The 14,685-nt window shown below is 63.5% G+C and carries 16 protein-coding genes; 4 read left to right on the top strand and 12 right to left on the bottom strand.

The genetic code is table 11. From position 1 onward, the window contains the following. The first annotated feature begins 41 nt into the window (after positions 1–41). Both CAG34_RS01595 and CAG34_RS01590 read left to right on the top strand, forming a co-directional pair. Positions 42–1,241 (top strand): CaiB/BaiF CoA-transferase family protein, encoded by a 1,200-nt coding sequence (locus CAG34_RS01595; protein ID WP_085587608.1) that lies wholly within the window; start codon positions 42–44, stop codon positions 1,239–1,241. Between the two features lie 20 nt (positions 1,242–1,261). Then, the gene (locus CAG34_RS01590) at positions 1,262–2,137 is read left to right on the top strand and encodes a TIGR02285 family protein (protein WP_085587606.1); all 876 of its coding nucleotides are present in this window, start codon (positions 1,262–1,264) and stop codon (positions 2,135–2,137) included. 252 nt (positions 2,138–2,389) lie between these two features. On the opposite strand, the gene CAG34_RS01585 is transcribed toward CAG34_RS01590, so the two are convergent. From CAG34_RS01585 to ffh, 12 genes are all read right to left on the bottom strand, one after another. Next, entirely contained in the window at positions 2,390–2,671 is a 282-nt protein-coding gene (locus tag CAG34_RS01585) for a DUF3509 domain-containing protein (RefSeq protein ID WP_061303183.1), read from the bottom strand. A 79-nt stretch (positions 2,672–2,750) separates the two neighbouring features. Then, the gene (locus CAG34_RS01580) at positions 2,751–3,170 is read right to left on the bottom strand and encodes a response regulator (RefSeq protein ID WP_085587604.1); all 420 of its coding nucleotides are present in this window, start codon (positions 3,168–3,170) and stop codon (positions 2,751–2,753) included. Positions 3,171–3,390: 220 nt separating this feature from the next. Next, positions 3,391–4,800 carry a threonine synthase gene (gene thrC, locus CAG34_RS01575; protein ID WP_010952565.1) on the bottom strand — a complete coding sequence of 470 codons (1,410 nt, stop codon included), beginning with the start codon at positions 4,798–4,800 and terminating at the stop codon, positions 3,391–3,393. Positions 4,801–4,858: 58 nt separating this feature from the next. Next, positions 4,859–6,163 (bottom strand): homoserine dehydrogenase, encoded by a 1,305-nt coding sequence (locus tag CAG34_RS01570; RefSeq protein WP_046616085.1) that lies wholly within the window; start codon positions 6,161–6,163, stop codon positions 4,859–4,861. Between the two features lie 83 nt (positions 6,164–6,246). Further along, positions 6,247–6,990, bottom strand: a complete 744-nt coding sequence (locus CAG34_RS01565; protein WP_046616084.1) for a DsbC family protein — start codon at positions 6,988–6,990, stop codon at positions 6,247–6,249. A gap of 153 nt (positions 6,991–7,143) precedes the next feature. Next, entirely contained in the window at positions 7,144–8,040 is an 897-nt protein-coding gene (gene xerD, locus CAG34_RS01560; RefSeq protein WP_085587602.1) for a site-specific tyrosine recombinase XerD, read from the bottom strand. Between the two features lie 171 nt (positions 8,041–8,211). Next, complete coding sequence (locus tag CAG34_RS01555; RefSeq protein WP_025337914.1) at positions 8,212–8,619, bottom strand: acyl-CoA thioesterase; 408 nt, start codon at positions 8,617–8,619, stop codon at positions 8,212–8,214. A 94-nt stretch (positions 8,620–8,713) separates the two neighbouring features. Continuing rightward, entirely contained in the window at positions 8,714–9,064 is a 351-nt protein-coding gene (gene rplS, locus CAG34_RS01550) for a 50S ribosomal protein L19 (RefSeq protein ID WP_003252148.1), read from the bottom strand. Between the two features lie 42 nt (positions 9,065–9,106). Next, positions 9,107–9,859 carry a tRNA (guanosine(37)-N1)-methyltransferase TrmD gene (trmD, locus tag CAG34_RS01545; RefSeq protein ID WP_003252146.1) on the bottom strand — a complete coding sequence of 251 codons (753 nt, stop codon included), beginning with the start codon at positions 9,857–9,859 and terminating at the stop codon, positions 9,107–9,109. A 3-nt stretch (positions 9,860–9,862) separates the two neighbouring features. Next, entirely contained in the window at positions 9,863–10,399 is a 537-nt protein-coding gene (gene rimM, locus CAG34_RS01540) for a ribosome maturation factor RimM (protein WP_025337913.1), read from the bottom strand. A gap of 5 nt (positions 10,400–10,404) precedes the next feature. Then, the gene (rpsP, locus tag CAG34_RS01535; RefSeq protein WP_003259424.1) at positions 10,405–10,656 is read right to left on the bottom strand and encodes a 30S ribosomal protein S16; all 252 of its coding nucleotides are present in this window, start codon (positions 10,654–10,656) and stop codon (positions 10,405–10,407) included. Positions 10,657–10,915: 259 nt separating this feature from the next. Further along, positions 10,916–12,292, bottom strand: a complete 1,377-nt coding sequence (gene ffh / locus CAG34_RS01530) for a signal recognition particle protein (RefSeq protein ID WP_013971189.1) — start codon at positions 12,290–12,292, stop codon at positions 10,916–10,918. A gap of 324 nt (positions 12,293–12,616) precedes the next feature. Here ffh and CAG34_RS01525 point away from each other — a divergent pair, with 324 nt between their 5' ends. Both CAG34_RS01525 and CAG34_RS01520 read left to right on the top strand, forming a co-directional pair. Beyond that, a complete protein-coding gene (locus CAG34_RS01525; RefSeq protein WP_025337912.1) occupies positions 12,617–13,426 on the top strand; it encodes an inner membrane protein YpjD in 810 nt (269 codons plus the stop codon). 9 nt (positions 13,427–13,435) lie between these two features. Then, the gene (locus tag CAG34_RS01520) at positions 13,436–14,641 is read left to right on the top strand and encodes a transporter associated domain-containing protein (RefSeq protein WP_085587600.1); all 1,206 of its coding nucleotides are present in this window, start codon (positions 13,436–13,438) and stop codon (positions 14,639–14,641) included. Positions 14,642–14,685 lie beyond the last annotated feature (44 nt).

Raw genomic sequence — 14,685 nt, 5'->3', positions numbered from 1 at the left:
ATGATAAAACCACGCATCTGCCCAGCTGCCACGGATGCCCCATGACTACGCCCAGCAAACCCCTCGCCGGTCTCAAGGTTGTCGAACTCGGCACCCTTATCGCTGGCCCGTTCGCCTCGCGCATCTGTGCCGAATTCGGCGCCGAGGTGGTCAAGGTCGAATCGCCCGATGGCGGCGACCCGTTGCGCAAATGGCGCAAGCTGTACGAAGGCACCTCGCTGTGGTGGTTCGTGCAGGCTCGCAACAAGCAGTCGCTCACCCTCAACCTCAAGCACCCAGAGGGCCGCGAGATTCTCAAGCGCCTGCTGGCCGACGCCGACATCCTGATCGAGAACTTCCGCCCGGGCGTGCTGGAAAAACTCGGCCTGGGCTGGGACGTGTTGCACGCGCTCAACCCGCGCCTGGTAATGGTGCGCCTGTCGGGCTTCGGCCAGACCGGGCCGATGAAGGACCAGCCGGGCTTCGGCGCCGTGGGCGAGTCGATGGGCGGCCTGCGCTACATCACCGGCTTCGACGACCGCCCACCGGTGCGCACGGGCATTTCCATCGGTGACTCGATTGCTGCCCTGTGGGGGGTGATCGGCGCACTGATGGCGCTGCGACACCGGGAAGTCAACGGCGGCCAGGGCCAGGTGGTGGACGTAGCCCTGTACGAAGCGATCTTCGCCATGATGGAAAGCATGGTCCCGGAGTTCGATGTGTTCGGCTTTATCCGCGAACGCACCGGCAACATCATGCCCGGCATCACGCCCTCCTCCATTCACACCAGCGCCGACGGCAAGCATGTGCAGATCGGCGCCAACGGCGATGCGATCTTCAAGCGCTTCATGCAGGCCATTGGCCGCACCGACCTGGCCGACGACCCGACCCTGGCCACCAACGATGGCCGCGACCTGCGCCGTGACGAGCTGTACGGGGTAATCGACCGCTGGGCCAACAGCCTGCCGCTGGAGCAACTGATACAGGTGCTGAACACCGCCGAAGTGCCGGCCAGCCGCATCTATTCGGCCGAGGACATGTTCAACGACCCGCAGTACCTGGCACGCGAAATGTTCCTGCAGGCCAAGCTGCCGGACGGCAAGCCATTCCGCATGCCGGGCATCGTGCCCAAGCTGTCGGACACCCCCGGCTCCACCGAGTGGGTAGGCCCGGCGCTGGGCGAACACACCGAGGCGCTGCTCGGCAACCTGGGCTACGACGCGGCGGCCATCGCCAGCCTGCGCGCAGCAGGCACGGTCTGACCCTGGCGCGGCCCTGGTCCATGCGCGCTGCCCGTTGCCTACGTCACCTGGTCCTGCTGTGCGGGCTGCTGCCCGCATTGCTGTTGCAGCCTGCCACTGCCAAGGAGCGCATCTTCTGGCTGGTGCGCGACCTGCCGCCGTTCACCATTCTGGAAGGGCCGGAAAAAGGCCAAGGGGTGATCGACCAGCTGTTGCCCCTGCTGATCAGGCAGATGCCCGAGTACGACCACAGCATCCTGCGGGTCAACCGCGCCCGCGGCATCCAGATGCTGCAGGACCTGAATAGCTTCACCTGCGACCCGACCCTGCTGTGGACGCCGGAGCGCGCCGAATATGTGCGGTTTTCCGTGCCCTCCCTGGGCGTGCTCAGTGGCGGCCTGGTGCTGCGCAAGGACAGCGAGGCGCTGGTGGCGCCTTACCTCGACGGCCAGGAGGTAGACCTGCATGCCCTGCTGAGCAAGACCCCGCTGAAGCTGGGGGTTGTCGCCGAGCGCAGCTATGGCACGCAGATCGACGCCATCCTGCGCCAGTTGCCCGACACCGCGTTCAGCCGCCACTACGGCAACGACGCCACCGCCAACCTGCTACAGATGCAACAGCTCGGGCGCCTGCGCATGGTGCTCGGCTACTGGCCCGAAGTGCGCTACCTGGTGGAGCAGCAAGGCGGGGCACTGACTGACTACCGGTTTCATCCTGTGCAAGGGGTGAACCGCTACCAGTTTCTGCATGTAGGTTGTTCGAATAGCGAGCTTGGGCGTGAAGCGATTGCGCACATCGACCAACTGCTGCCTGCCTTGCGCCGGGATGTGTTGCCGAGGTTGTATGCACGCTGGCTGGACCCGGCGTTGCAGGAAGACTACCTGGAAGAGAGCAAGCGCTTCTTCGAAGACCACTGATTGCCTGCACCGGCCCTATCGCCGGCAAGCCAGCTCCCACCTCGACCGAATCAACCTCAAGCCATGTGCAGTATCTGTGGGAGCTGGCTTGCCGGCGATAGGGCCGGTGCAGGCAACCCAAAAAAGAAACCCCGGGCGCTGGGGAAACACGCCCGGGGCCAAGCGAAAGCCCTTGGGGGCTTCCCGTGACAGCCTTGCCAGCGCCGGAGCAAAGCACTGGCCCGGCTGCCCCTACAGTGTCTGATAAACCACTCAGGCAAAGGTTCCATGGGGTTGCTGGCGCTGCTGCAATGCCGCGATCACACAGGGCTGCAAACGCCCTTCGGCGATCTGCAGGTCGCGGTGCAGGCCATCCACCAGGTCGATCAACAGGCTTTGTTCCTGCAACTGGCGCTCGCTGACCGTGCGCCGCAGGGTGATGCCGGCGAGGCGGTCATGAACGGTCAATTGGCGATTACCCTGGGCATCGGCGACGCCGAGGTGGGTCTGATAGGGGGTCAGGGCTTCGTTGAGCAGTCTGCAGATTCTTTCCATCCGGATCACTCGCTGCGTGGTGGGATATAGAGGAACTGACCAACAGACGCAGCGGAAAGTTCGTTACACCGCGGCTGCTTCAGTGAGCATGCGGGGCGGACGTGACAGTTTGAATACGCCGCCACGGGCGCGCCTGCAGTGCTTGCAGGGCACGCTGCAGGCTTGGCATCGACAGCGGCCAGGGCAGTTCGGCGAGCACCCACAGGCCCCGGTTTCTGGCCTCTTGGGCAAGGTTGTGGCGCTTGGGGGTAGCCTGGCCGACGAACAGCAAAGCGCGGGTTCGGTGCTGGTGTTCGAGCAAGGCAAGGCCGGCCCGGGTTGGCATGGCGTGGTCAAGGATCAACAGATCGGGGCGGTGATCGGCGTTCAGGCAGGCGTCGAGGTCTGCGCTGGTTTCGCTGATGCGCACATGGAACATGCCTTGGGCATTGAGGGCCTGGTGCAGGAGGATCTGATGGGATGGGCGAGCCTGGTGGATCAACACGTAGGGCTGGTACATGAGCCGCTCCTGATGGGAGGACCGGCTAAATTAGGCGTTGCGCTGGGCGGCCTGAATAGGATGTTTCTGATGGAGCAGTGGGAAGATTCGGACAATTAGGGCTGCTCCGCAGCCCATCGCCGGCAAGCCAGCTCCCACAGGGATTGCACATGACCTTGGGCCTATGCGGTCGGGGTGGGAGCTGGCTTGCCGGCGATGGGCCGCAGTGCGGCCCCGATGTTTACAGCGGCTTGCCGCGGTTGCCATGCTGGCTGACAAAGCCCTGCACAGCCTTCAGGTCATTGGCCAGCACCGTGCAACGCTCCTCACGGCTGAACAGGTCGCTGAGGTGCGCCGGCAGCTCCAGCGCCTTGCCAACACCGGCCTTCTCCACCGCTTCCGGGAACTTGACCGGGTGCGCGGTACCCAGCACCACCATCGGCGTGTCCAGGCTGCGGCGGCACTCGCGGGCGGCCTTGACGCCGATTGCGGTGTGCGGGTCGAGCACTTCGCCGGTAGCGGCGAACACTTCGGCGATGGTTTCGCAGGTCTGCTCGTCACTCACTGCCAGCGAGTCGAACAGCTTGCGCGCTTCGGTCCAGCGGTCTTGCTCGACGCTGAAGCCGCCACCTTGCTTGAAGTTGGCCATCAGTTCGGCAATGGCGCCGCCGTTGCGGCCGTGCAGGTCGAACAGCAGGCGCTCGAAGTTGGACGAGACCATGATGTCCATCGACGGCGACAGGGTCGCGTGCAGGGTTTCCTTGACGTACTGGTTGCCGCTCATGAAGCGGTGCAGGATGTCGTTGCGGTTGGTGGCGACGATCAGCTGGCTGACCGGCAGGCCCATGTTACGTGCCAGGTAGCCAGCGAAGATGTCGCCGAAGTTGCCGGTCGGCACCGAGAACGCCACGGAACGCGCCGGGCCACCCAACTGCAGGGCCGCGTGGAAGTAGTAGACGATCTGGGCCATGATCCGCGCCCAGTTGATCGAGTTGACCGCAACCAGGCGGGTGCCCTTGAGGAACGACTGGTCGGCGAAGCTGGCCTTGACCATTTCCTGGCAGTCGTCGAAGTTGCCTTCGATGGCGATGTTGTGGATGTTGTCGCCGAAGATGGTGGTCATCTGCCGGCGCTGCACTTCCGACACGCGCTGGTGCGGGTGCAGGATGAAGATGTCGACGTTGTCGCAACGGCGGCAACCTTCGATGGCGGCGGAACCGGTGTCACCGCTGGTGGCGCCAATGATCACCACGCGCTCGTTGCGCTTGGCCAGCACGTGGTCCAGCAGGCGGCCGAGCAGTTGCAGGGCGAAGTCCTTGAACGCCAGGGTCGGGCCGTGGAACAGCTCCAGCACCCACTCGTTGCTGTTCAGCTGACGCAGCGGGGCAACCGCGGCGTGGGCGAACTCGCCGTAGGTTTCTTCGAGGATCTTCTTGAAGTCGGCGTCGGCGATGCTGCCTTCGACGAACGGGCGCATCACCCGGAAGGCAAGTTCGTGGTACGGCAGGCCGGCCCACGAGGCGATTTCTTCCTGGGTGAAGCGTGGCAGGTTTTCCGGGACGTACAGGCCGCCGTCGCTGGCCAGGCCAGCCAGCAGGACGTCTTCGAAATTGAGGGCCGGAGCCTGGCCGCGGGTACTGATATAGCGCATGGGTGCAAACCTTCGATGCTGGGGCCGGGGCCGCACTGGCGGCCCGCCGGCACTATTGTTAGTTGAGCTGCTCGACGCGAATGCGCACGACCTTGCCGACCACGTCCTGCAGGGCTTCCAGGGCGACGATGGCGTCGTTGATACGCTGCTCGACCACGCGATGGGTCAGCAGGATCATCGGCACCAGGCCGTCCTGTTCCTCGGCTTCCTTCTGCATGATCGACTCGATGTTGATGCCACGCTCCGAGAGGATGCTGGCCACCTGGGCCAGTACGCCAGGGTGATCCTTGGCCTGGATGCGCAAGTAGTAGGCGCTTTCACAGGCCTCGATCGGCAGGATCGGGTGGGCCGACAGCGAATCCGGCTGGAAGGCCAGGTGCGGCACGCGGTTTTCCGGGTCGGAGGTCATGGCACGGACCACATCGACCAGATCGCCGACCACCGACGAAGCGGTAGGCTCCATGCCGGCACCGGCGCCGTAGTACAGGGTGGAACCGGCGGCGTCGCCATTGACCATGACGGCGTTCATCACGCCGTTGACGTTGGCGATCAGGCGGTCGGCCGGGATCAGCGTCGGGTGTACGCGCAGCTCGATACCTTCGGCAGTGCGGCGGGCCACACCCAGGTGCTTGATGCGGTAGCCCAGGGCCTCGGCATAATTCACGTCAGCAGTGGTCAGCTGGGTAATGCCTTCGGTGTAGGCCTTGTCGAATTGCAGCGGGATGCCGAAAGCGATCGAAGCCAGGATGGTCAACTTGTGCGCGGCATCGATGCCTTCAACGTCGAAAGTCGGGTCGGCTTCGGCGTAACCCAGCGCCTGGGCTTCGGCCAGCACGTCCGGGAAGGCGCGGCCCTTCTCACGCATTTCGGTGAGGATGAAGTTGCCGGTGCCGTTGATGATGCCGGCCAGCCAGTTGATGTGGTTGGCCGACAGGCCTTCGCGGATGGCCTTGATCACCGGGATGCCACCGGCCACGGCCGCCTCGAAGGCGACGATCACGCCCTTCTCGCGGGCCTTGGCGAAGATTTCATTGCCGTGCACGGCAATCAGCGCCTTGTTGGCGGTGACCACGTGCTTGCCGTTTTCGATGGCCTTGAGCACCAGTTCGCGGGCCACGGTGTAGCCACCGATCAGCTCGATGACAATGTCGATCTCCGGGTTGCTCGCAACTTCGAACACATCAGCGGTAATGGGGGTACCGGTAATCTGGCAGTTCGGGTTCTGCGAGCGCATGGCAATCTGTGCCACTTCAATACCGCGCCCGGCACGGCGGGCGATCTCCTCGGCGTTGCGCTGAAGTACATTGAAGGTTCCGCCACCGACGGTCCCCAACCCACAGATGCCTACTTTGACCGGTTTCACTGTGAACTCCCCATTGAACGGCCGACACCTATGCCGACCGTGAAACATGCCGTCACCCCATGACGACGGCGTACTGAATTGGATTACTTGGCCAGTGCCAGCTTGGCGACCTGCGGTGCCGGCTGGTAGCCCGGAATGACCTGGCCGCTTTCAAGGACGATCGCCGGCGTGCCGTTGACGCCGATCGACTGGCCCAGCTGGAACTGCTTGCTGACCGGGTTGGCGCACTTGGCGGCCTTGATTTCCTCACCCTCGACCATCTTGTCCATCGCCGCACGGCGGTCGCTGGAACACCAGACGGCCTGTAACTGCTGGTCACCCGGCGAACCGAGGCCCTGACGCGGGAAGGCGACATAGCGCACTTCGATACCGCGGCGGTTGAGCTCGGGCACCTCGGCGTGCAGCTTGTGGCAGTACGGGCAGGTGGTGTCGGTGAACACGGTGATGTGCGACTTGGTCTCACCCTTGGCAGGATAAACCACCATCTCGGCGGCTGGAATGCCGTTGATGAGCTTGGCAATGCCCAGGCGCTCGGTCTTCTCGGTGAGGTTGACCGGCTTGCCGTCCTGGATCTGGAACAGGTAGCCCTGCATCACGAACTGGCCGTCGCCGCTGGCATACAGCACGCGGCCGCCCTGCAGCTTGACTTCATACAGGCCGCTGACCGGGCTGCTGGCCACGCTTTCGACGGGCACTTCCAGCTCGAGGTTCTGCAACGACTTACGGATGGCCTGCTCGGCAGCGGCATTGCTGTCGGTTGCCGCAGCAACGGCAAAAGTACTGGCCAGCGCCAACGCGGCGGCGGCGAAAAACTGGGTCACGCGCATGGGAACTCCTGAAGGCGGACAGGGGCCGGAGGGCGCCACCTGCGGAAAATACGCGGTGACCGTGCGGCCCTTGGTGCAAACCGCCCAAGCCTACCACATCACACCGCCGGTGAAGGGCCTTGCAAGGACCGGTCGGCGGAACATGAAAAACATTCATCCACGCGGGTGGTGCTGGGCGTGCAATTGCTGCAGGCGGGCCTTGGCGACATGGGTGTAGATCTGCGTGGTCGACAGATCACTGTGGCCCAGCAGCATCTGCACCACGCGCAGGTCGGCGCCATGGTTGAGCAGATGAGTAGCGAAGGCATGGCGCAGGGTGTGCGGCGACAGCGGTTTGTCGATGCCGGCGACCCGGGCATGGTGCTTGATGCGATGCCAGAAGGTCTGGCGGGTCATCTGCTCGCCACGCTGGCTGGGGAACAAGACATCGCTGGGGCGGCCATTGAGCAGTTCGGCGCGGCCATCGCGCAGGTAGCGTTGCAGCCACACCACCGCCTCTTCGCCCATGGGCACCAGGCGCTCCTTGCTGCCCTTGCCCATCACCCGCAGCACGCCCTGGCGCAGGTTGACCTGGTCGAGGGCCAGGCTGACCAGTTCGGTGACCCGCAGGCCACAGGCGTAAAGCACTTCGAGCATGGCGCGGTCACGCTGGCCGATGGCTTCGCTCAGGTCCGGGGCCTGCAGCAAGGCTTCGACGTCGGCTTCGGACAACGACTTGGGCAGCGGCTTGCCCAGTTGCGGCATGTCCACTTGCAGGGTCGGGTCGATGGCCACCAGCTTTTCCCGCAGCAGGTAGCGGAAGAAGCCGCGCAGGCCGGACAGGAAGCGTGCCGTGGAGCGCGGCTTGTAGCCCTGGTCGAGGCGCCAGGCCAGGTGGTCGAGAATCAGGTCGCGGCCGGCGTCGGGCAAGCTGACGCCGTGTTCCTGCAACCAGCCGTTGAACAGAGCCAGGTCGCTGCGGTAGGACATTCGGGTGTTGTCGGACAGGCCCTTTTCAAGCCACAGGGCGTCGAGGAACTGGTCGATCAGGGGGTGGTCTAGGGCGGGCATTCGGGGCTGCTGGGTGTTGGAGGTGGGGCTAGTGTTTCACAGCACCTTGGGGGTTGTCTGTACCGGCCTCTTCGCGGGCACGCCCGCTCCCACAGGACCTCCACAGGCTTTGAATGCTTTGCAGTACTTGTGGGAGCGGGCGCGCCCGCGAAAGGGCCAGTGCAGGAGAACTCAGGCCTGGGGCAAAACCGGCACCGGCCGCTTGTCCTCGTCGATGGCGACGAAGCTGAACACCCCATGAATCGCTCGCTCGCGCCCATCCAGGTACATGTTCTCGACGAACACATCCACCTGCACCTGCAAGCTGGTATTACCCACCTTGATGACCGACCCCACCAACTCGACGATCGAGCCCGCCGGGATCGGGTGCTTGAAGTCGATGCGGTCAGTGGACACGGTCACCAGCGGCAGGCGGCAGAAGCGCGTGGCGGCGATGAACGACACTTCGTCCATCCAGGCCAGGGCGGTGCCGCCGAACAGGGTGTTGTGGTGGTTGGTGGTGTTGGGGAACACCGCCTTGGTCACGCGGGTCACCGACAGCTCGGTGCGGCGCAGGATTTCCTGGTCTCGGGTAGTCATGGCAATCACATCTTCGGGGGTTCAAAACGCAAAAAAGCAGCCCGAAGGCTGCTTTTTTCTCGCTAGGCGGCCTTGGCCACCGGGCAAACTGCACTCAGGACAGTTTTTCCTTGATGCGAGCGGCTTTGCCGGACAGGTCGCGCAGGTAGTACAGCTTGGCTTTACGCACGTCACCACGACGTTTCACGGCCAGGCTGTCGATTTGCGGGCTGTAGGTCTGGAAGGTACGCTCTACGCCAACGCCGCTGGAGATCTTGCGCACGGTGAAGGCGCTGTTCAGACCGCGGTTACGCTTGGCGATAACGACGCCTTCGAACGCCTGCAGACGGGAACGCTCACCTTCCTTCACTTTAACCTGAACGACAACGGTGTCGCCTGGTGCGAAGGTCGGGATTTCCTTGCTCATCTGCTCGGCTTCGAGCTGCTGGATGATCTTGTTGGTCATGCTGTGCTCCTAAGATGGATACGTGATCCACCATCGATACGTTTAACTATCGTCCCGCTCGCGGAGATATTCCTCGAGCAGCTTCTTCTCTTCTCCAGAAAGCGAGCGACTTTCCAGAAGATCGGCGCGTCGTTCGAAGGTCCTACCAAGGGACTGCTTCATTCTCCAACGCCGGATGTGTGCATGGTTGCCACTTAGCAACACGTCGGGAACACGCTGATCCGCATACACCTCAGGCCGGGTGTAGTGCGGGCAATCGAGCAGACCGTCGGTGAAGGAATCCTCTTCCGCCGAGTCCACATGCCCTAAAGCTCCGGGCAGCAGCCGTGTAACCGCATCGATCAGTACCATGGCCGGCAGCTCGCCACCGGAAAGCACATAGTCGCCAATCGACCACTCCTCATCGACATGAGCCTCGATAAAGCGCTCGTCGATGCCTTCATAACGACCGGCGATCAGGATCAACGATTCCTGTTCGGCCAGGCCTTTGACCGCCTGCTGAGTCAGCTTGCGGCCTTGTGGCGAAAGGTAGATCACCTTCGCCGCTGCTCCGGTCGCTTGCCTGGCGCTAACCAGGGCGTCTTCCAGAGGCTTGATTTTCATCACCATGCCCGGACCACCGCCAAACGGCCGATCATCCACCGTGTGGTGACGATCTGTGGTGTAGTCCCGCGGGTTCCAGCAAGTCACCTGAAGCAACCCCTGTTTCACCGCGCGGCTGGTAATGCCGTACTCCGTGATGGCCGAGAACATCTCGGGGAACAACGTGATGACGTCTACGCGAAGGTTACCCATCGTTTAGAAGTCCGCGTCCCATTCAACCCGCATCACGCCTGCTTCCAGGTCGATGTCGAGCACGCATTGCGCCGTATAGGGCAACAGACGCTCGCGATCATCCAGGCTGCCTGCGCAGGGCTTGACCACCATTACATCGTTCGCACCGGTCTCCAACAGGTGATCGACCTTGCCGAACAGTTGTTCGTCCTGGTTGATGACCTTCAGGCCCACCAACTGGTACCAGTAGTACTCGTCAGCAGCCAGGTTGGGCAAAAGGCTCCGCGGAATGCAGATTTCGTAACCGCTCAGAAGACGGGCTTCATCACGATCATCGAGGCCTTTCAGTTTCACGACCAGGCCCTTCTGGGAGCCACGACCGTTGACCAGCTCGACCTGCTTTACCTTGCCTTCGTGCCGAAGCGTCCAGCGCGGATAATCCAACAGGTTTTCAATCGGATCGGTAAAGGAATACACCTTCACCTCGCCGCGAACGCCGTGAACCGAAAAAATCTTGCCAACGACGATGAGGTCGTCAGCCTTTTCTGGCGTCGCGTTCATACTACTCAGGCAGCAGCCTTGGCAGCGTCCTTCAGCAGCTGAGCAACGCGCTCAGACGGCTGTGCACCCTGGCTCAGCCAGTAGTTGACGCGCTCTTGGTTGACCGACAGCTTGACTTCGGCGCCAGCAGCGATCGGGTTGAAGAAACCTACGCGCTCAACGAAACGGCCGTCACGGGCGTTACGCGAGTTGGTCACGGTCAGGTGGTAGAATGGGCGCTTTTTCGAGCCGCCACGGGCCAGACGAATGGTTACCATGTGAACATCGTTCCTATAGTCGGTGCTGCAGTTGATACAGCAGCTGGTACTGCAAATCTGAATGCCAAATAGGCACACGGGTGCCCAAAAGGCCGCATATTCTCGGGGAATACACGGACATTTGCAAATGACTTTTTCGGCAAGGCCCTGCCCTGCCGTCCAGATCTGCCGGTTGAGCCGCGAAATCCGCGGCCATTGCCCCGCCACGGCGGGGGTTCTGGGCGCCTGCCGGACAAACGGCAGGCCCCCGGAATAGGGTTTACAGCTTCGGCATGCCGCCGCCCGGCAGCATCCCGCCAAGGCCGCGCATCATCTTGGCCATGCCGCCCTTGGCGGAGAATTTCTTCATCATCTTCTGCATTTGCTTGTGCTGCTTGATCAGGCGGCCGACGTCCTGCACCTGGGTGCCGGAACCGATGGCGATACGGCGCTTGCGCGAGCCGCTGATCAGCTCCGGATCACGGCGCTCGGCCGGGGTCATGGAGTTGATGATCGCTTCCATCTGCTTGAACTGCTTCTCGGCGGCGCCCTGGGCGTTGCCCATCTGCGACAGGTTGACCCCGCCGATGCTCGGCAGCTTGTCCATCAGGCCACCGAGGCCGCCCATGTTCTTCATCTGCTGCAGCTGGTCGCGGAAGTCTTCGAGGTCGAAGCCCTTGCCCTTCTTCAGCTTCTTGGCCAGCTTGTCGGCCTTGGCCTTGTCGATGTTCTGTTCGGCCTGCTCGATCAGGCTGAGCACGTCACCCATGCCGAGGATGCGCGAGGCGACGCGGTCGGGGTGGAACGGTTCGAGGGCTTCGGTCTTCTCGCCCATACCGATGAACTTGATCGGCTTGCCGGTGATGGCACGCACCGACAGCGCGGCACCGCCACGGGCATCACCATCGACCTTGGTCAGCACCACGCCGGTCAGTGGCAGCGCCTCGCCAAAGGCCTTGGCGGTGTTGGCGGCGTCCTGGCCGGTCATGGCGTCGACCACGAACAGGGTCTCGATCGGCTTGACCGCGGCATGCAGCGCCTTGATCTCGTCCATCATGTCGGCGTCGATGTGCAGACGGCCGGCGGTGTCGACGATGACCACGTCGATGAACTTCAGCTTGGCTTCGCGGATGGCCGCTTCGGCGATGGCCACCGGCTTCTGGCTGATGTCGGACGGGAAGAAGGTGACGCCGATGTCGTTGGCCAGGGTTTCCAGCTGCTTGATCGCCGCCGGGCGGTAGACGTCGGCGGACACCACCATCACGCTCTTTTTCTTGCGCTCCTTGAGGAAGCGCGCCAGCTTGCCGGCGGTGGTGGTCTTACCGGCGCCCTGCAGGCCGGCCATCAGCACCACGGCGGGCGGGGCGGCGTTCAGCGCGAGGTCTTCGTTGGCCGCGCCCATCAGGCTTTCCAGTTCGGCCTGGACGATCTTCACGAACGCCTGGCCCGGGGTCAGGCTGCGCGACACTTCGGTGCCGACTGCACGGTCCTTGACGCTGTTGACGAAATCCTTGACCACCGGCAGGGCAACGTCGGCCTCGAGCAGGGCCATGCGCACTTCGCGCAGCGTGTCCTTGATGTTGTCTTCGGTCAGCTTGGCCTTGCCGGTGACATGGCGCAGCGTCTGTGACAGGCGGTCGGTCAGGTTTTCGAACATGGTGATCCTTTCAGGCCCAGTAAAAGCCGAGGTTTGTCAGGCGCCCAGGGGGGAATGCATACCCGCCGGGCACAGCAAGGCGGCGATTATAGCGAAGTGCGGCGGCGGCGCACACCTTGCTGGCGGCCTGGTAGATATTCGGTGGCTGTGCCGGCCTCTTCGCGGGCAAGCCCGCTCCCACAGGTACACCACCACCCTGAAGAGCGGCGCGATCCCTGTGGGAGCGGGCGTGCCCGCGAATGCCCCGACACAAGCGTGCAGTCTTCCTAGAGCGGCGGGATCTATGCCAAACTCCGTCTCTTTAAGGCTCGCCAACCAGGACTTATGTTCTCCTCACCCAGCCTCATCCCCAACCTGATCGCCGCCGGCCTATATATAGCTGCGGCAATCTACCAGGGCTCTTACCTTGCCCAGAACCGCAAGGCCGACAAGCGCCTGCTTGCCCTGCTGGGTGCCTTCGCGGTACTCGCCCAGGCCGGTGCGCTGTTCTTCCAGCTGATCACCCCGCTGGGCCTGAGCCTGGACTTCTTCAGTGCCGCCAGCCTGATCGCCGTGGCGGTCATCGCCCTGACTCTGCTGGCCTGCTTGCGCATACCCGTGGAAAACCTGCTGGTGCTGCTGTTCCCGCTGGGCGCGGTGACCGCGCTGCTGGCCCAGTTCGCGCCCCCTGGCACGGTGCCGCTGGTCAACGAAGAGCCGGGCATCCTCGCGCATATCCTGCTGTCGATCCTGGCCTACGGGCTGTTCACCATCGCGGTGTTCCAGGCACTGCTGTTGCTGCTGCAGGACCGCCAGCTGAAGAACAAGCACCCGTCCGGGCTGATCCGCAACTTCCCGCCGCTGCAAACCATGGAAAGCCTGCTATTCGGCTTCCTCTGGGCCGGCTGGTGCCTGCTGTCGCTGTCGCTGATCTCCGGCTGGCTGTTCCTCGACAACCTGTTCGCCCAGCACCTGGCGCACAAGACCCTGCTGGCCTGTGTCGCCTGGGTGGTGTTCAGCGTGCTGCTGTGGGGCCGCACCCGCCTGGGCTGGCGTGGCCACAAGGCCATCCGCTGGACGCTGGCCGGTTTCTGCCTGCTGATGCTGGCCTATTTCGGCAGCAAGCTGGTTCGCGAATTCATCCTGCATATCTGACGGCCGCCCATGGATACCCTGCCGTACGCACCGCTATTCGGCACCCTGGCACTGGCGCTGTTGTGGTCGGCGCTGTTTACCGCAGTGGATGCCGCCCGCCTGCAACTCAATGGCGCGCTGCGCACCGGCGAGGACGGCCAGCCCGTGCTGCCGGCCCAGGCCCTGGTGCTGTGCGCCAGCCTGGGCAAGCTGCTGGTGCTGGGCCTGGCCTGCCTGGTTGGCCAGCGCCATAGCGGCGAGCACGGCTTCTGGCTGGCCGGTTTGGCCGCCACCCTCGTCCTGCTGGTGTTTGCCGAATACCTGCCGCGGCGTCTGGCCCGGCGCAACCCGCAGGCGTTCGTCAGCCTCGGCACCAGCCTGCTGAAAGTCCCCCTCGCCCTGTTGCAACCGCTGGCCTACCTGCTGGATGGCATTGCCAAGCTGATCCTGCGTCCGTTCCGCGTGCAACCCACGGCCGTGGCCCTGCACCCGCAGGAAGCCGACGAGTTCGACGAGGATGAGGAACACGAAGCACCGCGTCACGGCCTGCTCGACGGCCTGCAGTCACTGGACAAGATGACCGTCAACGACATCCTGGTACCGCGCAACGAAGTGGACGGTATCAGCCTCGACGAGCCGATCGAGCGCATCATCGAGCAACTGATCGTCAGCCGCCACACCCGCCTGCCGGTGTACCACAGCGACATCAACCAGGTTGAAGCAATCCTCAATACCAAGCTGATCAGCCACCTGCTGCCCAAGGCCGAACTGACCTTGGAGATGCTGCTCGGCGCCTGCTACGAGCCCTATTTCGTGCCCGAGAGCACGCCCCTGCAAATGCAGCTGCTGAACTTCCACAAACAGCAGCGCCGCATGGGCGTGGTGGTGGACGAGTACGGCGAAGTGCTGGGCATCGTCACCCTGGAAGACATCCTCGAGGAGATCGTTGGCGAGTTCGAGGATGAACACAGCCTGGACAACCCTCACGTGCACCCGCAGCCCGATGGCACCTTCGTCATCGACGGCACCGCTTCGCTGCGCGAGATCAACCGCAGCCTGGGCTGGCACCTGCCCTGCGACGGCGGGCCGAAGACCCTCAACGGGCTGGTCACCGAAGCGCTGGAAAGCATCCCGGAAAGCGCCGTTTGCCTGAAGATCGGCCGCTATCGCCTGGAAATCCTCGAAACAGAGGACAATTGTGCCAGCAAGGTACTGGTGTGGACCGTGACCCGATAGCTATACTCGGGTCACGCTTACCCAGCCCCGCCGTCCCGCCTGCT

Origin of the sequence: Pseudomonas sp. B14(2017) (assembly GCF_002113255.1) — a bacterium.
In the GTDB taxonomy this organism is placed as follows: domain Bacteria; phylum Pseudomonadota; class Gammaproteobacteria; order Pseudomonadales; family Pseudomonadaceae; genus Aquipseudomonas; species Aquipseudomonas putida_Z.
This window is presented reverse-complemented; position numbering and strand designations above follow the sequence as displayed.